Raw genomic sequence first — 24,882 nt, 5'->3', positions numbered from 1 at the left:
CACATCCTAATTTTCATAATCATACCCGGGTCATATCAACGGCGACGATGCGTAACTCGCTGGTAAAGTGCTGGCCGGTTTGATCGCATAACCAGGTTTCCTCATGACGAGGTAGCATTTCACTCAAGGTGATGGTAACGTTATCCTGGCTATGTTGCTGCAAGCGGCGAATGGCTTTTGAGAAGATGTCGATAAACGTGCAGCTATCAAAATCGATATAAAAAGGCTTGGTTTCGTTGGGAAATTTGACGAAAACCCAGCGCGGTAGCTGGTGTTGTCTGGCCCAACGACGGGCAGCGAGAAAGCGTGCTTGCTCATCGTTCTCCTGTGCGAATGTCATGCCAGATAGAGGGAGACGCCATGTTTCCCGGCACACCACAATGCGATCAATTGAGACGCGTGGGGTATGCGTGGTGGGATGCAGCAGGCTAAATCCATTGATGATCAACAGGGAGAGAGCATCAGCGAAGACCTCCATAATATCGAACTGGTGTTGTCCGTCCCTGGTACGTACTACAAGCCCTTTATCAGTGTCTTCAATAACCAGCGTGCCGATCGGTAGGGTACGGCTTCCCTGGGTATCGATAGGATCATTAGAGAATACCAGGCGCCAGTCTTGTGGCGAAGAAAGGCCCGGGATGGTACGCGCGGTAAGACCTTGCCAGTGTTTGGGAATGACCGGGATGATGCGCGCGTCACGTTCGGATTCATGGCGTGCCTGTTTGAGCTCATCCAGTGCCGGGTGCTGATTGAGAAAGAGGGTACAATCAATAGTATTGCGTGCCACGTGCATCTCACCCAGGACGAATTGATAATTCCCGCGCTGAATATCCTCAACACTACGGGCAGCGATCATGATATCTGGGCTGTGGAAGCGAGCCGATTTCCAGCCAGCATGGGGAGCCTGAAATTGTTCCTGGACGGGCGCGCTTAATTCAGTACTGCTGTAGCTGACCTGGTGGACATCTGGATCGATTTTCAGGATTGATTGCCAGCGTTTGCGCAGAAGCTGCTTGAGCTCTTCCAGGGTGTTTTGTTTGCGGTCTTCAAACAAGAATTGAGAGGCACTCACCCAGAATTGATAAGCCTCCACCACTGGCGAACCTGTATTAGTGACCAGGCTGTTGTAGATCTGCTGAAAGATGAGGCGATAGCGCAAGGAGGTCTCATAGGTCAGCCAGCGGGCGCTTTTGAGCAGTAAGAGCAGACCGGGTTCCAGTTCTTTAAGAATGTCCCGACCCAGAGTTATATTGATGTCACGCTGGCAATCTTCGTAGACCAGCGTTCGTCCTGCGTATGTTTGCCCTGCCAGGCGTGTTGGCGCTTTGTCTGTCAGACGTGTAAATGTTTCATCCAGGTGAGCAAGCGCCTGATCTAATTGTGTCGCGTTGCCCGCCGCCGTAGCGATTTGCTGGCGAGCCTGTTCAAGTTCCTCTATCGCGTCCTCTAACGGTTGGCGGAGTTGTTTATCTGGGATGTGTGCGATACGCTGTTTGAGCAATTGTTCGGGATGGGTACTATTTGGAACTTCGAAGGTCCATGCTATGAAACCTTTGTTGCGCAAATACTCCAGTACGCTATATATTTCTTTTTCCGTACGAAATCGCTTGCCAGGTTGTGTAAGCAGAAATGTTGCAATCTCCTGGGCTGTGCGTACACCATCGCAGGCCAGGAGTACCAGCGCTTGAATTGGCAGGATATGGGTGGTGCGTCCATAACCCTGATAGAGCCTGGTGCCCTCTATATCCGTGGTTGCGATACGGCGTGGAATGAACCAGCGTTTCAACTCTTTATTAGATGCGAACGCTTCTGCCAGGCTATCGATACCCCAGCTTTCAAAATAGACCTGGCGCCGGGCTAACAATGCTGGACCTGCTTTGAACGCTATACTTTTGGTCGAGGGATCCATTTGCGACCATCCAACCGGGCCGAAGAAGCCGATGCTATCGTTTTTGACGCAGTATCGCTGCAGGTAGTTAGCGAGCAGCTGTTCATGTTGTCGCTGCTTGGCGTTAGGTGGACCTTTGAGCTGTTCTTTGGTGATCTGTGCAATTCCTTTTTTAACTGCATCGCGGTTTTGCCAGGTGATAGCTTCGCGCACTGCTTCTATCCCGGCTATCTCACCAATTGCCTGGTGTTCAAGGATATGGGTTGCATTGTACGTACTTTGAAATGCATCTCGCGCTTTCTTGAGTTGGTCCAGCATGGTGAGGTATTGTTCAATGATTGCTTGAGATGCGGATTGAAACCCAATGGGTCCCGGCGTCTTTCCTTTTACTAATTTCCAATACGTTCTCTGCAAGACCTGACGTTGCTCAGGTTCAACTTGAGCTTGTTCTGTATTAACGATTTCGATGGCCTGTCTGCGTAGTTGGTCGACCCGGTTTTCTACGGTTAATAATTGATCGGCACTGGCCGCGATGGCCGGTGACGTGACGCGCAGGATAAGTTCTGCGGGAAAGCCAGCGCCTCGCACGGCCGCCCATTTCCAGATCGACCATGAGGGCTGCGAAAAAGGAATCAAGAGCGGTGAGTCAGATGGAAGGCTGGCTGCTGGTGGAGTGATGGCGTCAAGACCCACCGATGTTCCCAATGTGTTACTTTGTGTGTCAAGCACAATGACCTCCTTCTTGTCTAGCGCCTGATCTGGTGTCCCACCAGCGAGTGCTTCATATCTTCTGGAGTCTCTGCGTTGTTGCTGTAATATGAGCGCCTGATTTTTCCCAAACTAGTTTTGGCGAACTCATCGACCACCTGGATATGGCTGGGCACCTTGTAGGTAGCTAATCTTTGTCTACAAAAGGCCGCAATTTCATCGGTAGTGGCGGGTTCGCGGAGCACCAGCACCGCCTGAACGTATTCGCCAGCGCTGCCCGCGTTCTGTCCAAATACAATGGCCTCGCGCACTTTAGGATGTGCTTGCAGTACACCTTCTACTTCAGTGGGATTCACCTTTTTGCCCCCGACATTGATAAAAGTGTCCTTGCGTCCCACGAGGTATAAAAAACCTTGCTCATCGACGTAGGCGATATCACCCGTGATATACCAGTTGTCCGAGAAAACATTCCAGGTTGCTTCGGGATGTTGGTAATAGCCGGAGAACATAGCTGGTGTCTGAACTAAAAGCATCCCACGGGTGTTGGCAGGTTGATCTATGCCATCTTCATCCACAATGCGAATACAATTCCCTTGCAGTGGTCGTCCCAGGGCCTGGAGTGGCCAGTTGTGCGCGCTATTCCACCTGGATGCGATAATGCCAACTTCCGTACAACCATAGACTGAGTAAATAGGTTTGCCAAAGCGAGCCTGGAACTTCTCTATCGTTTCGGTAGATAGTGCTGAGCCAGACGAAAGGCAGTAGCGCAATGTTTTCAGATCTGGCGTTTCGCGCAACGCGCAGCGTGCGACAAGGTCATAAATCATCGGGGTCGCAAACAGCAGACTGACCTGTTGTTGTGCAATCGTGTTGACGATCTGGCTGGGTACAAAGCGTTTGTTGAGGATGACGCGTGCCCCGCTCAGCAAAGCCGTGACAAATCCACCAATCATACCAAAGGAATGATAAAGCGGGATAGGTATAAATAGAGTATCCGTGGAAGTAATTTGATATGTTTGCTGATAGAGCGCTCCTCCATTTACCAGGTTGCCTTGTGAATGGAGCGCGGCCTTTGGCGCTCCAGTTGAGCCCGAGGTGAAATGATAGAGGAATGTGCTCCGGGCATCTGAAGTAGGCCCGAGTTCTTCGGTTTCAGAAAACTGTGTTTTATCATTCGCGAGTATGCTTGCGATATCAATAAACTGCCGGGATGCGGCTATCTGTTCTATGTGGTTCAAGTTATTGCGTTCTCCCATCAGAGCCACGAAGGGAATCTGTTGTTTGATGGTTTGCAACTCGCTAGGTGGAATATTCGGATCAAGTGGAATCGTGCCAATGCCTGACCAGGCCAGCGCCAGAAAGCCGATGATCGAAGCGGGCGTATTTTGGAGCAGCAAGGCCACGATGTCATGTGATGTCAGTCCGTAGCTCTGGAGGCGTTGAGCGACACGCTTCACGCGCATAGACAATTGCTCATATGTCAGGCGTTCTTCGTTTAACTCTATGGCAATGCCCTGTGGATTACGTTTCCTGGTCTGCTCCAATACTTCGCCTAGTGTTTGCATAAGGAATCTCCCTGCTTGCTATCTGCATAATGAAGGTAATTGCTCACTACTGATAGATGATGGTTTTAAGGTATAAGCACAACTTTGGTAGCTTTGCGTTGATCGAAAAGTTGATAGCCTTGAGCGGCCTCTTGTAGCGGGATGCGATGTGAGATGATGCTCACGGGATCAATCCGCCCAGTTTCTAGTAGTGGCATCAACTGGTTGCGGGTGCGAATGGGATCACCAACCACGAAGCGCAACGTGATCTCTTTCGCAAAGGCCTGGATAGAAGGAAACGGCATCGCGTGAGAGCTATGAGCTCCTACAATGGAGACTGTACCTTTTGGCCGCACTACCGCAAGCGCCGTTGTCAGGGCTTTATCGCTGCCGACGGCTTCCAATACGCTATCAGCACCACGACCCTGGGTGTATTCGCGTACTCGTTCCTCTACATGTTCATCTGGTACCACTGGTAGGGCGCCATGTTTTTCGGCCTGCGCCCGGCGTTGTGGATCAGGATCCAGCGCCAGTACGCGTCCCGCACCCATCAAATAGGCTGACATAATAGCAAAGAGTCCCACTGGACCACAGCCGATGACCGCCACTGTATCTCCGGGTGCGATATGTGCCTCCGCCGCACAGCTGAAGCCAGTTGTCAAAATATCTCCAACGAATAGAGCCTGTTCATCTTGTAATGTCGGGGGAATCGGCGAGAGCACAATATCCGCGTATGGAATGCGAACATATTCGGCTTGTCCACCGGGAACATAGGGGCCCACAACCGTCCCATAGCCAAACAGCGAGACGTTTTGACACTGGTAGTGCCAACCACGGTGACAGTACCAGCATTGGCCGCAGGCAATAACGTCAGAGGCTACAACCCGGTCACCACGCTTAAATTGGTGTACCTGGCTACCAACTTCTTCAACGATGCCGGTAAACTCATGTCCCATCACTGATTGGGGCTGGAAATTAGCAATTTCACCACGATATGGATGCAAATCAGTACCACAGATGGCGGTGCGCGTGACGCGAATAACCGCATCGGCTGGTTGGCTTCTATCTGGCAGCGGAAGATTTTCCGCTACACGGACATCATATGGTCCATGCCAAACAACTCCACGCATAGAGAACTCCTTTCTCTTGATTATTGGGATTGAACATTCCTAAAGTTGTGCTGGTAACAGACGAAGCGCTGTTTTTCCCATGATGTTGGTCCATTCTTCATCTGTTAAAGGTTGACCTTGTGGAAACAGCTCTGTGTCGTTGCGTAAACGTTCCATACGCTCTTTAAATACTCCTAACGGGCCCCATGGTTGGTCTGTGCCCCATAGAATGCGCTGTAGCACCCCGCGTTGGCGGGCTGTCTCCAGTGTTTTTGCCACCGTGTTAATTGATTGATACCAGCCAAAAATCGAAAGATCCGCATAGAGATTGGGGTGTTTGACCATTAAATCTATACATTGCGTTACCCAGGGAGTGCCCATATGGGCCATGATGAAATTGAGTCTGGGAAAGTCCTGTGCCGCTTTGGCCATGAGTGTAGGTGAAAAGTATTGTTTGGCTGCATCTTTGGCCGGTGTTGTCCCCACATGGACCAGAACGGGTATGCCAGCCTCCTGCGCGGCGCTAAATGCACCATACCAGCAAGGATCTGCCGGTGAGAGTCGCAGGTATGCCGGGGCGATTTTTAAGCCGCGCAGGTGTAATTCATGAACAAAGTAGTGAACTGTCTCAGCTGCATCGGGATGCATACCATCCACAGATCCAAAGCCGATGAAGCGGTCCGGATATCGACGACAGATCTCGGCTACGTATTCATTGGGTACTTTGGCTCCCAGTGTGCGTTGAGCATCAAAGGCGAGCAGGAAGGCTTGATCGATGTGCGCGGCATCCATTTCCGCCAACAACTGTGGAATCGAGGTCGTAATAGCCTCAGGAGGCTTGTGGATAGACGCCATCATGCCAGTGGCAAAGCTTTCAGGAAAATGTTTGAGGTATTCACCGGCATGGCAATGTGAATCAATGATCATTTCTATGTCTCCTATATAGTCATGGCTTGATGTGTAAGTGCTACATTGGTGGAAGGTGTTTGTGACCAATGGATAATGTGCACCGCCTTTGGATCAAGTGTGAACTGTGTTTGGGTTGATTTTGCTTGCGCATCAACATGGATTGTAAGTGTGACCTGGACCTGTGTAGCGGCATGATTTATGAGAAAGGCATACCGTTGTTGGTCACCTTGCAGCAGTATGAGCTCTACATCGGGATGATCAATCTGTACATCATCCCGTACACCAGCACGTTGGAGTAATTCAGCGTAAAGGGTATGCCAGGGTTGGGCTTGTAGGCGCATTGGTGTGTCCAACTGCCGTTCAAATGGGGCATTTAAATAATAGGCGCGGCCCCGGCCATAGGTCTGGCAAGTTAAGGCTGGTGTGTTATTGGGAAACGTGGCGAGGACGGTCGCGGTCGTCGCTTTAATGATTGGAATTTGCGGATAGGCTGCGTTTTTGTCTGACCAATCGAGTGTGTAGTCCTGTCCTAGCCAGTTAAAGTGAGACATATCCGACGCCTGCAGTGTAAAGTCGTGTAGCTGGATACCGAAGAGTTCTTCACCGCCAAACCCATGCAGGTAATCGCCGCACGAATAATACAATGTTCCTCCCTGTTGGACGTAAGCTGCCAGTTGCTTATGCTCTGCCAGGGTCATATGCTCGACTGATGGACAAAAAATGATGCTGTAGCGTTCAAGTGGGCCATGCACAAATTCGAATTGTGTATGTGTTCGTTTGAGCAATAAGAAACTATAAAATGCCGCACTGGCTGAGGAGGTACGTGGCTGGATATAATTGGGACCACTCTCTTCTTCTCTGTGTGGCAGATAGATGCCAACACTGGGAGCCGGGAGAGTCAGGGTTGACCACTGCGTAGTCGCCAGGCGCGCGAATTCCTCAAAAGTAGGTAACATCGGTTTGGGCGTACCATCTGTGTTAAGCAGGCCCACAAAGCGTTCATTGGGATGTTTATTAAATGGTTTATTGGTGGACAGGAAGTCCTGCCAGCACCATACAATGATCCCTCGTGCCCCATTTGCCAGGCAGCTATGGGTAGTGGCGCGCAGAAAGTGGGTGGCGACTTCGTCATCGGTCCCATAACTACCTAGTTCGTCAATCAATATTGGACCATGTTGGCGTGCCATCTGGATTAAGAAGGGGACAAATAGGGTCGCCTTGTAGCTCATTACTGATTCAATAGCAAATGGTGTCCAGAGTGGGAAACCATGGATAGCCAGCCGATCCAGGGCCTGGCTATTCTCGGGACGGAACTCATGCATGCCAAATATGCTAGATGCCTCATTTCCCTGTACGATTTGAGCGGATGGTTGGATCTGGCGAATGGCTGTGGCTAGTGTTTGCTGCCACGTTTTGACCTCATCGCGTGAGAGCTGTTGGGCGCTATGAAAGTCAACGTGAATGATTTCATCACCCAGATCGTATGCCAGAATATTGTCAGCGTCGCGTAGCGCGGACGCAATACGTTGCACGTAATCAACTTCAAATTGCACCATGGTAGGATCTGTCCAGAGGTCGCGCCCCTGCCTCCAGGGCAGATCAAAGAGCTGGCCGTTCATCCAGATGGTTAAAAGGGATGGGACGCACCATAAACCACATCTGCGTGCCATCTGCACAAATTCTTGCAGCCGCTGTATCACACGTTCATCGTAGCAACCGGCCACCGGTTCAAAATCAGCCCAGAAAAGAAAAAAGCGAACTGTATTAAAGCCTCTGCGGGCCATCTCTTGTAGATCGTGTTCAATGTCTCCGGGTATCCATTGCTGCCAGTACTGACAACCCGTTGCCGAGGGATGATAGTTGAAGCCGACACTGAAGGCTGGGGGCTGCTGGCTCCAGAAACACTCCTTTTGCATAGTGCGTCACACTTCCTGTGATTTCAAGACGCTTTACATCAAGCTGTAAAAAGCATTTGGAAACGCCGCCTGGACGCGGCTAGCTCCGCTGCCACGGGCTCAGCCATTTAACTTGAGCAGCGGCGAGCAAACGGGTGCGCCTGTCAGGCAGCTGCGCTCATACGATTGAACGGCATGCTACTCGTAGCAGCATGCTGGTCTCCCTTGTATCAGTAAAGGGTTCCGGCATGCTGCCAAAGAGATGAGTTTAGAGCTTGATACATACCGCCTTTACTTCGGTATAGGTATCAAGCGCGCTATGGGCCATCTCGCGTCCATAGCCAGACTGTTTGTATCCACCAAATGGGAGAGCCGAGTCGAAAATGGAATAGCTGTTGATCCAGACCGTACCTGCGCGGAGACGATTAGCCAGGTGATGTGCTTTGCTAATATCCTGTGTCCAGATGCCGGCGGCCAGGCCATAATGGGTATTGTTCGCGATGGGTGCGATTTCACTAGCATCCTTAAATGGTTGTGCAACTACAACCGGGCCGAATATCTCTTCTTGCACGACCTTCATATCAGCCGTCGTATCCACAAGGATTGTCGGCTCAACATAATAACCTGCACGGTTGACTCGTTGTCCGCCTGTCACAGCGCGCGCGCCCTGCTGAAAACCGGATTCGAGATAGCCGCAGACCCGGTGCAGCTGCTCATCAGAGATAAGTGGTCCCATGGTGGCTGATGGATCAATGCCAGGTCCCAGCTTGATCTCTTTAGAGATGGCGCTCACGCCTGCTATGACTTCGTCAAAGATGTCTTGTTCGATATACAGGCGTGATCCGGCGCAGCATACCTGCCCATGATTGGCGAAGATGGCATCGGCGGCTCCCCGAATCGCATCCTCAAGCCTGGCATCTTTAAAGATAATATTAGGGGATTTGCCACCCAGCTCCAGCGATATGCGTTTGATGTTGATTGCCGACGCTTTCAAAATCAGGCGACCGACTTCTGTTGAGCCGGTGAAGGATATTTTGTCGACATCCGGGTGCTCTGCGAGGGCGGCCCCTGCGGTCTCTCCATATCCAGGCACAATATTCACCACGCCAGCGGGTAATCCCGCTTCTTGCAGAATTTCACCGAAGCGCAACGCCGTCAATGGCGTCTGTTCCGCTGGCTTTAAAATAACCGTACAGCCGGCGGCCAGTGCTGGTGCGACGCGCATTGCCGCCATCATCAAGGGATAGTTCCAGGGGATAATTTGTCCTACGACTCCAACCGGTTCACGTAAGGTATAGGCGAAGTAGTGGGAGGAAGGCGCGTCCGCGGGTGAGAGTGGAATGGTTGTCCCCTCGATTTTTGTTGTCCAACCTGCCATATAGCGGAATATATCCACTGAAACGGGAATATCAATCAGGCGTACATTTGTGACCGCCTTGCCATTGTCCAGGGACTCGAGCAACGCCAGCTCTTCGGCGTGTTGCTCAATCAAGTCCGCTATTTTCCAGAGCAGGCGACCGCGTTCAGATGGTGTTAAGCGTGGCCACGCGCCATGTTCAAATGCCCGACGGGCCGCGATGGCGGCTTTCTCGATATCGGCTTTGTCTCCCTCGGAGACGGTGGTGAGGATCTGTTCGGTTGCTGGATCATAGGTTGGGAAAGTCTTTCCAGAGACGGCCTCTTCCCAGCGACCATCAATCAGTAGCTTTTTGGGGGTAGCGAGGAACGCATTCACACGTTCGGTTATTGTGATCGCTTCTGGTGTGCTGATCATATCCACTCCTTATCAGGTTATTGCATAGCACCGCGAGAATGTCTCTAATGCCGATAAACTAGCTGTGTGCATTTGCAGTGCCTGCCATACTATTGCGCAGACTTAATGGACGCATGTCAGTCCAGACTTCTTTGATGTATGCCAGGCATTCCGCCTTAGTGCCGCTTTTGCCGGCGTCTCTCCAGCCTGGTGGATTCTCTCTGGTCTCAGGCCATATAGAGAACTGCTCTTCATGATTGACTACGGCTTTATAGCGCATGGTATCTTCTGCTTCATCACTGTACATGCAATAGCTCCTTTCGATAGCTACATTTCGCTACGTACGTTTACTCGGCTCTATAGCTGCCGGCCAGAATGGTGAAATCGGTAGCGAAAGGAAATGTATCGTGAAGAGTATAAAGCGCATAGGTGGATACTGTCATCGGTAAAAGGTATAGTCGTGCATAGTAGCGTGAAACAGTGCTTAGGTAGGGATGGCCTCGAAGATCTGCTACCACCGACTGTGATTATGGTGTCGATGGTGGATAGTCAGACTGTATGCAAAGGGGGACCGGCTCATTATATTCCATTTTGATCGTACTTTCAGCCCGAAGAAGTACGTTTAGCAAAACCATACTTGTGCCCGATGACAGCTTATCGGGTCCAAACTATACTTCTTGCAGATGTGTTGTGAGCGGAACTGCGGATGTGTGCGGCAGAAATTGTTAGATGAGGTCTGGAAGAAGGAGTTATGAATAAGAGTAATTTCGTTCCACCAATCGAGCCAGCTAGCCTGGTTGAACTGTTGCGTTGGCGATCGCTCATGCACCCACAGACTGGTGGTTATACCTTTCTCACTGATGGGGGAGATGGTGAGCTTTCACTTTCCTATCGCGCGCTGGATCGGCGTGCCCGCGCCATCGCCGCGCGTTTGCAGAGCATGAACGCAGCTGGCGCACGTGTTTTGCTCCTTTTTCCTCCGGGTCTGGGTTACGTCGAAGCTTTCTTTGGTTGTCTGTATGCTGGTGCCATTGCTGTTCCAGCCTATCCACCACATCCCAGACGGCCCATGCCACGACTTCAGGCACTGGTGGCCGACTCGGAGGCGGCCTTTGTGCTGACGACTGAACAGATTTTGCAAGACATGCAGCAGCGTCTGACCCATTTACCCGATCTGGCAGCCTTGCAGTGGTTGGCAACTGATAGTATCGCGGATACGCTGGGTGGGTTCTGGCAGGATCCGCAGAGCGGCGCTGAAACACTGGCATTCCTACAATATACCTCCGGTTCGGTTGGCACCCCTAAAGGAGTGATGCTGACACACAGCAATCTGCTACATAACTGTGCCTTGATTTATCGATATTTTGAGAACTCTGCTACAAGTGTTGGTGTTTCCTGGCTCCCACCTTACCATGACATGGGCTTGATTGGAGGTATTTTGCAACCACTCTATGGTGGTTTTCCTGTTACATTAATGTCGCCAGCCTATTTTTTACAACAGCCTCTGCGCTGGTTAAAAGCCATTTCGAGCCAGCACGCTACCATCAGTGGTGGTCCTAATTTCGCCTATGACCTCTGTGCGCGCACAGTTACGGCTGAGCAAAAGGCTGAGCTGGATTTGAGTCACTGGGAAGTGGCTTTTAACGGTGCCGAACCGGTGCGTGTGGAGTCTATGGAGCGTTTTGCCGCTGCTTTTGCGGATTGTGGATTCCGCCGCGAAGCCTTTTTCCCCTGTTATGGACTGGCGGAGGCGACCCTCCTGGTCTCAGGGAGCAATAAAGACACTGTTCCCATCACCCAATCTTTTTATAGCAAGGCCCTCGAAAAGAATCAAGCGATCGCTGGTGTGGCTGGTGATGCCGAGACGCGCATCCTGGTTGGCTATCAAAAAGATTTATTTCCTCAACGTGTATTGATTGTTCATCCCCACTTAAAGAGTGCCAGCCGGGTGAAGTTGGTGAGGTGTGGGTAGCAGGACCAAGTGTCTCGCAAGGCTATTGGAATCGCCCCGCGGAAACGGCTCATACATTTCAAGCCCGACTGGCTGGTGCGATAGAAGGAGCATACTTACGCACCGGCGATTTAGGATTCGTCCATGATGGAGCTTTATTTGTAACCGGTCGCTTGAAGGATACCATTATTATTCGCGGTCATAATCATTATCCACAAGATATTGAATTGACTGCTGAACAGGCACACTTCGCCCTGCGAGCAGGTTGTGGAGCGGCCTTTTCCGTTGATGTCGATGGCAGTGAGCGCCTGGTGCTTGTATACGAGATTGAGCGCCAGCATCGTAATATCACCACTGAAGAGATCGCTACTGCGGTACGCCAGGCTGTGGCTGAACAGCATGCAATACAGGTTCACGCGATATCGTTGGTACGACCAGGCGCCATCCCCAAAACATCCAGTGGCAAGATACAGCGCCAGGCCTGCAAGGCTCAATTCTTAGTGGACTCATTGCCTTTGATGGGGAAGAGTACCTTCGGCAGCGATGAGGTCGAAACGCGGATCGCGCACATAGAGCGTGGCGAGCTTCTCTCTCTGGCTCCTGGCGATCGTCTCGTGCGCCTGCAGGCATATCTGCGCGCCCTGACTGCATCGGTACTGCAGATCAGTGAGACGCGGATTGATCTTCAGCAGCCCCTGAGCTCTTTAGGACTGGATTCATTGATGACTCTGGAATTGAAGCGTCTGCTAGAGGAGCACCTATCTCTGCAGATTCCAGTGAGCGATTTCTTTCAAAATGAGAGTATTGAGCAACTCAGTCACCAGCTTGTATTGTTGCTCGAAGCACCTGAGCCAGTGGCTCCTCTGGTAGATGACGAGCAGATAGCGGGAGATGAGACACCATTCAAACTTACTCCCGGGCAGGAGGCGCTGTGGTTTTTACATCAACTGCAGCCCGGGGGGAGTAGTTCCTATCACATTTCTCATGCAGCTACCCTGCGCGGTGCCCTGGATCTGGCGGCCCTGCGGCGTGCTTTTCAGGTTCTGGTTGAGCGTCATCCCGCCTTGCGTACCACGTTGTTCTCCCGCGATGGGGTTGGCTTCCAGATTGTGCATCAGCAAGGAGAACCAGGCTGGCAGCTTGAAGATGGATCTGGCTGGGATGTTGAGCGCTTAAATGACTGGCTGGAACATTGCGCTCAATGTCCATTTGATCTGGAGCGTGGTCCATTGTTGCGCGTTTATGTGTGCAAGCGTTCCGCGCGAGAGCATATATTGCTGCTGGTTATCCACCATATCATTGCAGATCTCTGGTCGCTAACCATCTTCATGCGCGAGCTAAGCCTGTTATATGCTCTGGCAAAGAAGGATATTTCTCTGGCACCTTCTGTATTGCCTCTGCCACGCTGGCACTATCGTGATTATGCACGTTGGCAATCTGCTATGCTAGCTAGTGAGCAAGGAGAGAGCCTGTGGCACTTTTGGCGACAAAAATTGGAGGGTGAGCTATCGGTCCTGGATCTTCCACTTGATCACGTGCGTCCCGCTGTGCAGACATATCGAGGAGCGACATACTTTTTTACCCTGGATGCACGATTAAGCTGGCGTTTGAATGCCCTGGCAAAGGCACGTGGCGTGACCATGTACACACTGTTGTTATCTGCTTTTCAGGTGCTTTTGCATCGCTATACAGGGCAACACGACATTCTGGTGGGTTCTCCTACGGCTGGCCGGGGAGGACGCGCGGAGTTGGAAGATATCATTGGCTACTTTGTGCAGCCAATCGTACAAAGAGCCCTTATTGATGGGCATGAAGCCTTTGGTTCTTTTCTGCAGCGCAATCGCCAGCAAGTTTTGGAGTCTCTGGCTCGCCAGGATTATCCTTTCCCCTGGCTGGTTGATCGGCTGGCTCCTCAGCGCGATCCCGGCCACTCACCCATCTTTCAGGCGATGTTTGCTTTTCAGCAGACACACCAATTGAAGGAGCTCTCCTCATTTGTCCTGGGTGAGTCAAGCGCCCATCTAGATCTGGACGGGGTGGATGCGAGCCCCTTGCCTCTTCGGCAGCGGCATGCAAAGTTTGATCTGACGCTTGAAATGGTTGAGAGCGAGCACACATTACCCGGGTGTTTCGAATATAACCGTGATTTGTTTGAAGAGGCTACGATTGAGCGATTAGCGCAGGGCTGGCAACGTCTATTGGCCGTTATTGCGGCTGTGCCTGATTGTGTCATCAGTGAGCTTCCCGTGATGAGTACAGCGGCAGAAGCGATGTTGAAGGAGGTACAGGCCGGCGTCATCCAGCCCATCGAGCAAGCACAGTGCTTGCATCAACTTTTTGAACAGCAGGTTGAGTATACGCCGGATGCTCCGGCCGCGTGTGATGATCATGATACATTGACCTATCGCCAACTGAACGAGCAGGCAAATGAATTGGCTGTGCGCTTGCAAAGCATGGGAGTCGGACCTGAAACGCTGGTAGGCATCTGCTTACAGCGTACTCCACGCTTACTCGTCACGCTACTGGCGGTTTTAAAGGCCGGGGGGCCTATGTTCCGCTTGATCCTACATATCCACGTGAGCGCCTGGAGCTCATTCTTGATTGTGCTCGGGTGTCAATACTATTAACGCAGCAGCAATTCCTCCCTCTGTTTTCAGCGACGACCGCTCGCTGTATAGTAATTGACGAGGAGGTAGTATCTGATTCAAAGGTGAAGCTTCCTCGCTCTAATCGCGTGCAGGCGCACAATCTCGCCTATGTTATCTATACCTCAGGCTCAACGGGGCAACCGAAAGGTGTGGCCATCACCCATCACAGCGTGGTTACCTTACTGGCCTGGGCGCGGAAAGTTTACGCACGACATGATGTGACAGCGGTACTGGCCTCTACATCCATCTGTTTTGACTTATCTGTTTACGAGCTATTTTTTCCATTGACCTGGGGTGGAAAAGTGGTGCTGGTTGAGAATGCATTGCGTTTGCTTAGCGAGCCGCAACCTGCTGGTCTTACCTTGATTAACACGGTGCCATCGGCACTGGCTGAGCTGTTGCGTCGTGACTGTATTCCCGATACAGTGCGCGTGATTAATGTGGCCGGTGAGGTTCTGCCGCGTGAGCTAGTAGAGCAAGCCTATCAACAAAGCCAGATCACACGACTTTTCAACTTGTATGGACCGTCTGAAGACACAACCTATTCGACCTATGCGCTGATTGGTGCTGCATCCGTAGAGGCTCCTTCGATTGGTCGTCCTATTGCCAATACCCAGGCCTATATTCTGGATGAGTATCTAAATCCCGCCCCTTATGGAGCACGCGGAGAGATTTATCTGGGAGGAGATGGGTTGGCCCGTGGCTATCTCCATCGAGCCGACTTAACCGCTGAGCATTTTATTCCGGATCATTTGAGTCAGCGTATGGGGGCGAGATTATATAAGACTGGCGATATCGCTCGCTACAGGGCTAATGGAGAGATCGAATTTCTTGGGCGCAGCGATAGCCAGATCAAGCTGCATGGATATCGTATTGAAACTGGTGAAATCGCTACTACCCTCACGATGCATCCGTTGGTGAGCAAAGCCGTGGTGCTGGTTAATGAAGAACGCAGCGGTGAGAAACGACTGATCGCCTATCTCGAATCTGGGAACGCTTTGACGGCTGATGAATTACGCCGCTTTGTTGGTGAGCGCCTGCCAGCTTACATGGTGCCGGCTGCATTTGTGGTTCTGCTGGCGTTTCCACTTTCTCCTAATGGCAAAATTGATCGTAGTGCTCTGCCCAGGCCAGAGTTTGGCGCTCCAGTAGCTGATGTGATCGCTCCGCGTAGCGCAACAGAAACCGCCCTGGCGCGTATCTGGTCGGAGGTACTAGGTATTGAGCAACAGCACATTGGAGTGCAGCAGGATTTCTTTACGCTGGGTGGACACTCATTGCTGGCGGTGCAGGTGCAGGCGCGCATTCAGCATGTGTTGCAGTGTACCGTTACCCTGCAGATGCTGTTCGAGCTGCCAACTATTGCCCGGCTGGCCAGTTGGATTGATCAGACCGAGCAGCCACTCATAAGCCCGTTTCCTGAGCTACGACCGAGATCTGCAACCTCCAGGCAGCCCTTGCCACTTTCCTTTTCACAGCAGCGCCTCTGGCTACTGGATCAGTTACAACCCGGAAATACGGCCTACAATATGCCAGGTATAGTGCGCCTTGCTGGTAATTTGAAACGCACCGCCCTGGAGCAGAGCATAAACGCGGTGCTTGCGCGCCATGAAAGTTTACGTACCACCTTCAAAGTGGTTGATGGGTTACCTGTGCAGGTTATTCTGTCGCAGTTGGCAATAACGATCCCTGTCAGAGATCTCCGCCAGTATTCAATGCAGCAGAGGGAAGAGCTGGTGCGGCAACATGCGTACGAAGCGGCACATTATGTTTTTGACCTGGCGCATGGTCCATTGATCTACGCTGAAATGCTCCAGCTGCAGGATGAGGAACATATTTTGCTGCTGACCATGCATCATAGTATCGCCGATGGTTGGTCGCTAAGCATTCTGGTAAAAGAGGTTTCCACCTACTATAGTGCTTACGTTGAAGGTAAATCAGCGGTCCTACCAGATCTTCGCGTGCAATATGCGGATTATGCCATCTGGCAAAGATCCTGGTTGCAAGGGGAAGCCCTGGAGCAACAGCGAACCTACTGGAAGCAGCAATTAGGCGGTCAACTGTCCCGATTAGAACTGCCCCAGGATGGGCAGCATGAAGACGCGCAGAATTTTCAAGGTGGTCTGCAGGCATTGCAGTTGACTGGCGAGCTTACGGAAGCACTCAAGCGACTGAGCCAGCATGAGGGCGCGACGTTGTATATGACTATGCTGGCAGCCTTCCAATTGCTGTTATATCGTCTCACGGATCAGACAGATATTATTGTGGGTTCTCCGGTTTCAGGAAGAAATGTTCCCGAACTTGAAGCACTGATCGGCTGCTTTGTGAACACGCTGGTATTGAGGACAGATCTATCTGGCAATCCAGATTTTTATCAACTCCTCCAACGTGTGCGCCGGATCGTCCTGGAAGCTCAGGATCACCAGGATCTTCCCTTTGAGAAAATATTGGAAGACTTGCAGCCAGGACGCTACCTGGGCCACAGTCCTTTGTTTGATGTGATGTTAAATTTCAATAACACTCCCACCGTTGCCTTGAAGCTGGCCGATCTGGATCTGCAGCTATTGAATGTGCTGGAGCCTGAATCTAAATTTGCACTCACCCTTTATGTTGAGGAAAGGGCTGCCGGGTTATACCTGCAACTTGTCTATCAGCGTAACCTGTTCTCAGATGCGCGCATCATGAGCATGCTTGATCAATTTCAGCAGATATTGTTGCAGCTTGTCAGAACTCCTGATCGCTGCATTGATGAATATTCATTGTTGACACCAGCGGCACAGAATATTCTTCCTGATCCAGCCTGTGTCCTGAATGATGAGCACTACAGATTAGTGCCGCAACTGTTCGAGCAGCAGGTTACTAATCATCCAGATCAGCCCGCCCTTAACTGGAATGGCCGGGAATGTAGCTATCGCCAATTATGGCAGAGTGCCAATAGCGTTGGGAATGCCTTATTAGGGCAGGGTCTAAAACGCGGCGAGGTCGTTGCGATCGCTGGTCACATCAGTCCGGGTGTGATCGCCAGCATATTGGGTGTCTTGCAGTGTGGTGGTGTTTTACTTTTGATTGATCCCCATGTGCCTGAACAACGGCAACATCGTCTGTATGAGGAGGCGCGCGTCAGCTATCGGATTGTCGTTGCCGAATCAGCCAAAGGCGTTTTGCCAGGAGAGTCGCTGCCGACTTTGTGCGTTGCACCTGCTGATGGGCTGCCAATGCATGTCGCGGCAATGAAGACTCCGCTCCTGGTTGATCAGCCTGCCCCTGATGAGGCTGCCTATATCTTTTTTACTTCGGGCACAACAGGTATTCCCAAGGGGATTTTAGGGACTCACAAAGGGCTGGCTCATTTCCTGACGTGGCAGCGCGAAACGTTTTCAATCGATCAAAAAGATCGCGCAGCACAACTGACCCGGCTCTCATTTGATGTGGTTTTGCGCGATATTCTGACGCCCCTGGTGAGCGGGGCTACCCTCTGTATTCCTGAAGAGAACGATATTTTGCAGCCTGAAAAGATCATATCCTGGCTCAATCGTGAGCGAATTACGCTCTTGCATACCGTTCCAACGCTGGCTCAGACCTGGTTGAACGCACTGCCGCAGGCTACTCCCCTATCCTATCTGCGCCTGGCCTTTATTGCCGGGGAGCCGTTGAAGGGAACACTGATTCGGCGCTGGCGTCAGACCTTCGGGGACGCCGGCCAACTCATCAATCTGTATGGGCCTACTGAAACCACATTGGCGAAGTGTTATTATCCTGTACCGGCGATGGTCAGACCTGGCGTGCAGCCTGTAGGTCAGGCTTTACCAGCCACGCAGGCAATTGTACTGCGTGCCCGAGATCAGCGTTGTGGTGTCGGTGAAGCGGGTGAGATTGTAATAAGAACCCCCTACCGCACGTTGGGATATATCAATGCTGCATCTGCAGGGTCCGAGCGTTTCCGCCCCAATCCGTTCCGCCAGGATGAGCAGGATCTGCTCTACTATACGGGAGATCGCGGGCGCTATCTCCCAGATGGCACGCTGGAGATTCTGGGGCGCATCGATGACCAGGTTAAGATGCGGGGTATTCGTATTGAACTATCTGAAATCGAAAGTATCCTGCTGGAGCATCCAGCGGTGCATGGGGCAGTTGTAGCGCAGGCTGAGGATGCCGAAAGCGGCGAAAAACAATTGCTGGCTTATGTGATGCTTGATGAGAAACAGGGACTTTCTATAGCTGGCTTGCGCTCCTTCGCCAGGGAACGCTTACCAGCGTATATGGTACCCGCAGCCTTTATGGTATTGCACACATTTCCCGTTACCACTAACGGCAAGATTGATCGGCGTCATTTACCTCCCTTTACAGCCTCAAACGTACAGGATGAGGTTGAAGAGATTGTTGCACCACGCACCGCGACAGAGCAGGATGTGGCATCCATCTGGTCAGAGATTTTGCGCACAGAGCAGATTGGGGTGACTCAGAACTTTTTTGACCTGGGAGGACATTCGCTACTGGCTGCTCAGGTTATCTCACGAGTTGGCACCGCCTTTGGCGTAGAGTTGCGTTTGCAGGATTTATTCTTGCAGCCAACCATCGAGGGTATGGCCAGGCACCTGGAAGAGGCGCTCGTCATGAATGCTGCGGACGAAGATCTGGACGCGCTGCTGGCTCTCTTAGAGCAGGAGGATGAACAGGTTGGCTCGCTGGTAAGTGAAAGCGCCCCTTCTGCATAAAAAGGGTTTCTATTCATAGTAAAGATCGACAGAGCTACATATGAAAGGCGTTTGGGCTCTCATCATAAAGAACGGCTGTCCGGTAGTACATATATGATGCTTGATGTGAACACAACTGGATCGAAGTTGAGGGCTGCATTTATTAAGAAAGAGTTTGAACTATGACAGTAGATAGACGCGAAAAAATCAAAAATCTTTCACCTGAAAAGCATGCACAACTGCTTGAGTTGTTGCGTGAGAAGGGGGCACATACTCGAACAGAAAGCATTCCACTGCTCTCTCGCGATGAGGTTTTGCCTCTGTCATTTGCCCAGGAGCGCATGTGGTTTTTAGATCAAATGGAACCCGGGAATGCTTTCTACAATATTTCCATCGCCATACGTTTGCGTGGTGCGCTGCAACCTGATGTATTAGAGCGTTGTTTTAATACAATCATTGAGCGGCATGAGAGTTTACGTACTACTTTTGCGCGCGAAAACGGCCAGGTCAAACAGGTCATCACCCCACAGTTGGTTGTTTCCATTCCGGTACAAGACGTAAGTGGTGAGCCTGCCGATAGGCGTGAGGACCTGGTTCAACAGCAGGCTAGGCGCCTTGCTCAGCATTCCTTCGATCTTGTCTATGGTCCGCTGGTGCAGGCGCAGTTCTTTCGTTTACAGCCGGATGAGCATGTGCTGGTGCTGATTTTACATCATAGTATCGCGGATGGTTGGTCAATGGGCGTCCTGGTCCAGGAGTTATCCGAGCTCTACGATGCGACCATACAGGGCAAGCCAGTCCACCTTCCAGCTTTGCCCCTGCAATATGCCGATTATGCCGCCTGGCAGCGTGAGCGTTTGCAAGAAAAGAAATTAGAGCGGCATCTCGCGTATTGGAAAGAGCAGTTGGAGTCAGCGCCCGCGCTGCTCGAACTCCCTACCGATCACCCGCGCCCACCCGTTCAGAGCTACCGTGGCGCTAAAGAAGCTGTAGCGTTATCGCTGGCACTCAGCCAGGCCATTAAGCGTATTGGTCAGCAAATGGGGATGACTCCCTACATGGTTTTGCTCGCAGGCTGGGCAACTTTGCTGGGACGTTTAAGCAACCAGGATGATCTGGTGATTGGTTCGCCGATCGCTGGACGCCAGCGTAAAGAACTTGAAGGATTGATCGGCTTCTTTATTAATACGCTGCCTTTGAGGATTGACCTTTCCGGATACCCGACTTTCAGACAGGTGCTGGAGCGTATACGCACCATGACACTGGCCGCTTACGAGCATCAGGAATTACCCTTTGACAAAATTGTGGAGGAACTGGCTCCCCAACGTGATCTCAGCCACCAACCACTGTTGAATATTGTCTTCATCCTGCAGAATATGCCTGTTACGATCTCAACCTCTGTCGGTTTGAGCATTGAGCCTGTTACCATTGATAACAATACGGCAAAATATGATGTATTGTTATCAATGAGCGAAACCTCCCAGGGACAATTTACCGGGTTCTTAGAATACTGTAGCGATTTATTTGAGCAGAAAACGGTGCAACGCTGGCTCCAGCAATGGCAGAATCTGTTAGCAGCACTGTTGCATGATATTGATCAGCCAATTGCTGCAGCACCACTCGTAAGTGAACAGGAACAATGGCTGTTGCAGCAGCGCAGTGTCACCCATCCAGAGGCGCTGCCAGCAGAATTGCGGTACCTGCTATCACAGCATGATCCATCCGAGCGCATAATCTACCAGGTATTAGATGATCAAGGTCATCTGTGCCCTCCTGGAGTGATCGGTGAGCTCCATCTCGTTAAACCAGAAGCATTATCAACGGGAGAACTGGTTCGCTATCGCGTTGATGCTACGCTGGAATATGTGTGTCATCGTAATGAGCTGGTCGCCAAAGATAGCTTTCGGCTTAATTTGCATGAGATAGAAACACAGCTAGTAGCTTTGCCGGAAGTGCGCGATAGCGCGATAGCGCTTATTCAAGATCCCGAAGCCAACTCACGCTCTCTATTGGTGGCCTATCTGGTACGGCAAGGCAGTGTAGAGCGTACGCAAGAGCAGTTGCGTACGCTCCTTAAAAAGCGGCTCCCAGGTTATAAAATACCCAGACATTTTATCTGGATCGAAGCTATTCCCCGCAGTGGCGATGGTAAAATTGAGCGCACAGCTTTACCCGATCCAACTCTGATATTTAATACTGGCCCGGCTACAATCGATGGTCCGCGTACCCCATTGGAAGAGACGTTAGTACGCATCTGGCAAGAGGTGTTGCAGGTTGAGCAGGTAGGCATCCATGACAACTTCTTCGAGCTGGGAGGGCACTCGCTGCTGGCGACGCAGGTGGTGGCCCGGCTGGGTGAGGCATTGGGGGAACAGGGAGGGTCGATCAGCGCGGAACTGGAAGGGGTACTGATCAGCGCTCTGTTTGAAGAGCCCACCATTGCAGCCCTGGCGGGCAGTATCGAAGAGAATGGGCAGCAGGACGTCGGGGAACAGGTCCCGGAGCTCCAGGCGGTGGACCATCAACAGGATCTCCCGCTCTCTTTTACGCAAGAACGAGTCTGGTTCCTCCATCAATTGGAGTCTAACAGTGCTTCATATAACATTTCAGCCGCGGTTCGATTGTTAGGTCCACTGCAGGTGCCCGCCCTGGAACAGAGCTTGAACGCCCTGATAGAGCGACATGAGAGTTTACGTACTACGTTTATCAGTCGCGATGGTCAGCCCAGGCAATGTATTGCTCCGTATCTAAAGTTATCCTTGCCCCTGTTGGACCTGAGCCAGGAAGACAAGAATCAGCGCGAACAGCTGGCGCGCCAATGGGCGTTAGCCGATGCACAGAAACCCTTTGATCTGCAACATGGTCCGCTGCTACGCAGACAATTAATCCGCTTAAATACTGATGAGCATGTGCTGGTCCTGACGATCCATCACATCGTTTCGGATGGCTGGTCGATGAGTGTGATGATGCGCGAGCTCTCCATACTTTATGCTGGCTATGCGCAGGGCGAGCCAGTGGAGCTGCCGGCGTTGCCGATCCAATATGCCGATTACGCGGTCTGGCAGCGCGCGTGGCTGCAGGGTGCGCTGCTTGAGCAGCAGATTGAGTACTGGCAAAGTATGTTGGTGGGAACGCCAGAGTTGTTGGAGTTGCCCACGGATCGGCCACGACCGCCGGTGCAAAGCCATCGTGGGGCCAAAGCGCCAGTACGACTCTCCCCGCAGCTCAGCCAGGCGATCAAGCGGGTGAGCCAGCAGCAAGGGGTTACCCCGTACATGGTCCTGCTGGCCAGCTGGTCGATCCTGCTGGGTCGGCTGAGTGGGCAGCAAGATCTGGTGATTGGCTCGCCGATCGCGGGTCGCAAGCGGGTCGAGCTGGAGGGGCTGATCGGCTTCTTCGTCAACACCCTGGCCCTGCGCATCGATCTCTCGGGGGAGCCCAGCTTCCGGCAGGTGCTCGAACGGCTGCGCGAGGTGGCCCTGGGAGCCTACGCCCACCAGGAACTGCCCTTTGAGAAACTGGTGGAAGAGCTGGCACCTGGTCGCGATTTGAGCTACCAACCCCTCTTCCAGACCATGTTCATTCTGCAGAACACGCCGCGCGCGCTGACCACCTTCTCGGATCTGCGCATGCAGCCGCTGGAGGTGGACAACCAGACCGCCAAGTTTGATCTGACCCTGGAGCTCTATGACCTGGAGCACACCTTTGAGGGCTCGCTGGAATACATGAGCGACCTGTTCGCTCCCGCCACCATCCAGCGCTGGCTGGCGCAGTGGCAGTGTCTGCTCACCGCCGCGCTGCAGGCGCCCGAGCATCCGATCGCCACCTTACCCCTGGAACCGGAGGCGCAGCTACGACAGCGCTGGGCCGACTGGAACGCCTGTGCCCATCCCCTGCCCGAGGCGCAGGACCTGGTGGCGCTGTTCAGGGCCCAGGTGCGTCAGCGGCCCGAGGGGGTGGCCCTGCTGAGCGAGGGCGCCACGCTGACATACCGCCAGCTCAACGCGCAGGCCAATCAGCTGGCGCACCGCTTGCTGGCGGCGGGACTGGAGCTGGAAGGGCGGGTCGGGGTGTATCTGCCGCGCACGCCGCAGCTGGTGGTGGCGCTCCTGGCCATTCTGAAAGCCGGGGGAGCCTACGTACCACTGGACCCGGGGCTGCCTGAGGAGCGTGTGCGCTGGATGGTGCGTGACGCGCAGGTGCAGTACGTGCTCAGCAGTAGCGCGCTGTGCCCCCAGCCGCTGGAGCCCACGGTCCCCTGGTGGTGGCTCGACCGCCTCGCGGAGGAGGAACTGCCGGAGCTCGATCCCGCACGTGCGATCGAGCCCCAGCAGCTGGCGTACCTGCTCTATACCTCTGGATCGACCGGGGAGCCCAAGGGGGTGATGGGCACCCATCAGGGGATCATCAATCGGCTGGCGTGGGCCTGGCGCGCCTATCCCTTCGCCGCCGGAGAGGTCTGCTGCCAGAAGACCTCGCTGAGCTTTGTGGATGCGGTGGCCGAGCTGTTCACGCCGCTGCTGGCAGGAGTGCCGACGGTGCTGGCGACCCAGCAGCACTGTCAGGACGCCGCCGAACTGTTGCGGCTGCTGGCACAGCACCGGGTGAGCCGGCTGGTGCTGGTGCCCAGTCTGCTGCGCACCCTGCTGGCCCTGGAGCCGAAGCTGGGGGAGCGGCTGCCGGCCCTGCGACTGTGGATGTGCAGCGGAGAAGCCCTGCCAGCCGAGCTGTGCGAGCGTTTCCAGGCGGAGTTGCCGGATCGCGTGTTGCTCAACATCTATGGCTCCTCGGAGGTGGCGGCCGACGCGACGGCCTGGCCGGTGCAGGCGGGTGAGTATGCTCCCGCGATCGGACGTCCGCTGGATCGTGTGCGGGTCTACGTGCTTGATCCAGCGGGTCAGCCGGTGCCGGTAGGGGTGAGCGGAGAGATCTATGTAGGGGGACCGGGCCTGGCGCGTGGCTATGCTGGGCAGGCGGGGCAGACGGCGGAGCGCTTTGTGCCCGATGAGATCAGCGGACAGGAGGGAGCACGGCTGTATCGCACAGGGGACCTGGGGCGCTATCGTGCCGATGGCGTGTTGGAGTACGTGGGGCGGGTAGACCAGCAGATCAAGCTGCGCGGGATCCGTATCGAGGTAGCAGAGATCGAGCGGTGGATGCAGCAGGCGCCGGGGGTGCAGCGGGCGGTCGTGGTCGTGCTGGAGCAGGCTTCGGGCGAGGCCTGGCTGGTGGGTTGTGTGCAGGCGCGGACAGGGCAGGACGTGGATGTGGAGCAGGTGCGTCACACGCTCAAGCAGCGGGTGCCGGGGTACATGGTGCCGCAGCGGTATGTGAAGGTGGAGCAGATCCCGCTGACGAGCAGTGGGAAGGTGGATCGGCAGCGGTTGCGGAGGCAAGTGGAGCAGGAGCAGGGAGCGCAGGAGCAGGAGCGCTATAGAGAGCCGGAGACGCCGGTAGAGCAGGAGGTGGCCAGGATCTGGGAAGAGGTGCTACGGACGCAGCGAGTGGGTCGCTACGACAATTTCTTTGAGCGCGGGGGACACTCCTTGCTGGCAACGCAGGTAGCGGCGCGCATCCGCGATCGCTTCCAGGTCGCCTTGCCGCTGCAGCGCCTCTTTGAAGTCTCAACCTTGTATGACCTGGCTTCCGTGATAGTGCAGGAACAAATAAGTCAGATTGATAGCGATACGCTCTCGCAGATGTTTTCGGAGGTCACTCAGATGTCCCTGAAGATTTGCAAGCATTGCTCAATGAAGAAGATCAATTGATGAGAGGATAAGTTC

Annotated in this window: 10 protein-coding genes and 1 pseudogene; 4 read left to right on the top strand and 7 right to left on the bottom strand. The window is 53.1% G+C overall.

Annotated elements, in window-relative coordinates:
* Positions 1–19: 19 nt before the first annotated feature.
* From EL645_RS27585 to EL645_RS27555, 7 genes are all read right to left on the bottom strand, one after another.
* The gene (locus EL645_RS27585) at positions 20–2,617 is read right to left on the bottom strand and encodes a lantibiotic dehydratase (RefSeq protein WP_126554626.1); all 2,598 of its coding nucleotides are present in this window, start codon (positions 2,615–2,617) and stop codon (positions 20–22) included.
* Positions 2,618–2,634: 17 nt separating this feature from the next.
* Positions 2,635–4,161: a class I adenylate-forming enzyme family protein gene (locus EL645_RS27580; RefSeq protein WP_126554624.1), complete on the bottom strand. Its 1,527-nt coding sequence runs from the start codon at positions 4,159–4,161 to the stop codon at positions 2,635–2,637.
* A gap of 65 nt (positions 4,162–4,226) precedes the next feature.
* Positions 4,227–5,270, bottom strand: a complete 1,044-nt coding sequence (locus EL645_RS27575) for an alcohol dehydrogenase family protein (protein ID WP_126554622.1) — start codon at positions 5,268–5,270, stop codon at positions 4,227–4,229.
* Between the two features lie 39 nt (positions 5,271–5,309).
* Positions 5,310–6,176, bottom strand: coding sequence for an amidohydrolase family protein (locus EL645_RS27570; RefSeq protein WP_126554620.1), 867 nt, complete (start codon positions 6,174–6,176; stop codon positions 5,310–5,312).
* An 11-nt stretch (positions 6,177–6,187) separates the two neighbouring features.
* Positions 6,188–8,074 carry a beta-galactosidase trimerization domain-containing protein gene (locus tag EL645_RS27565; RefSeq protein WP_126554618.1) on the bottom strand — a complete coding sequence of 629 codons (1,887 nt, stop codon included), beginning with the start codon at positions 8,072–8,074 and terminating at the stop codon, positions 6,188–6,190.
* A gap of 247 nt (positions 8,075–8,321) precedes the next feature.
* Positions 8,322–9,827, bottom strand: a complete 1,506-nt coding sequence (locus EL645_RS27560) for an aldehyde dehydrogenase family protein (RefSeq protein ID WP_126554616.1) — start codon at positions 9,825–9,827, stop codon at positions 8,322–8,324.
* Positions 9,828–9,885: 58 nt separating this feature from the next.
* A complete protein-coding gene (locus EL645_RS27555; protein WP_126554614.1) occupies positions 9,886–10,113 on the bottom strand; it encodes an MbtH family protein in 228 nt (75 codons plus the stop codon).
* Positions 10,114–10,557: 444 nt separating this feature from the next.
* Here EL645_RS27555 and EL645_RS27550 point away from each other — a divergent pair, with 444 nt between their 5' ends.
* The 4 genes and pseudogenes from EL645_RS27550 to EL645_RS27535 all read left to right on the top strand — a co-directional run bounded on the left by EL645_RS27550 (position 10,558) and on the right by EL645_RS27535 (position 24,867).
* Positions 10,558–11,778: an AMP-binding protein gene (locus tag EL645_RS27550; protein WP_218032096.1), complete on the top strand. Its 1,221-nt coding sequence runs from the start codon at positions 10,558–10,560 to the stop codon at positions 11,776–11,778.
* Positions 11,769–15,554 (top strand): annotated as a pseudogene (locus tag EL645_RS45850) (amino acid adenylation domain-containing protein); the annotation flags it as partial. The gene EL645_RS27550 and the pseudogene EL645_RS45850, both read left to right, overlap by 10 nt.
* A gap of 8 nt (positions 15,555–15,562) precedes the next feature.
* Positions 15,563–19,120 (top strand): non-ribosomal peptide synthetase, encoded by a 3,558-nt coding sequence (locus EL645_RS27540; RefSeq protein WP_371865826.1) that lies wholly within the window; start codon positions 15,563–15,565, stop codon positions 19,118–19,120.
* Positions 19,121–19,281: 161 nt separating this feature from the next.
* Positions 19,282–24,867: a non-ribosomal peptide synthetase gene (locus EL645_RS27535; protein WP_126554610.1), complete on the top strand. Its 5,586-nt coding sequence runs from the start codon at positions 19,282–19,284 to the stop codon at positions 24,865–24,867.
* Positions 24,868–24,882 lie beyond the last annotated feature (15 nt).

It is taken from the genome of Dictyobacter kobayashii (genome assembly GCF_003967555.1).
Taxonomy (GTDB): Bacteria; Chloroflexota; Ktedonobacteria; order Ktedonobacterales; family Ktedonobacteraceae; genus Dictyobacter; species Dictyobacter kobayashii.
This window is presented reverse-complemented; position numbering and strand designations above follow the sequence as displayed.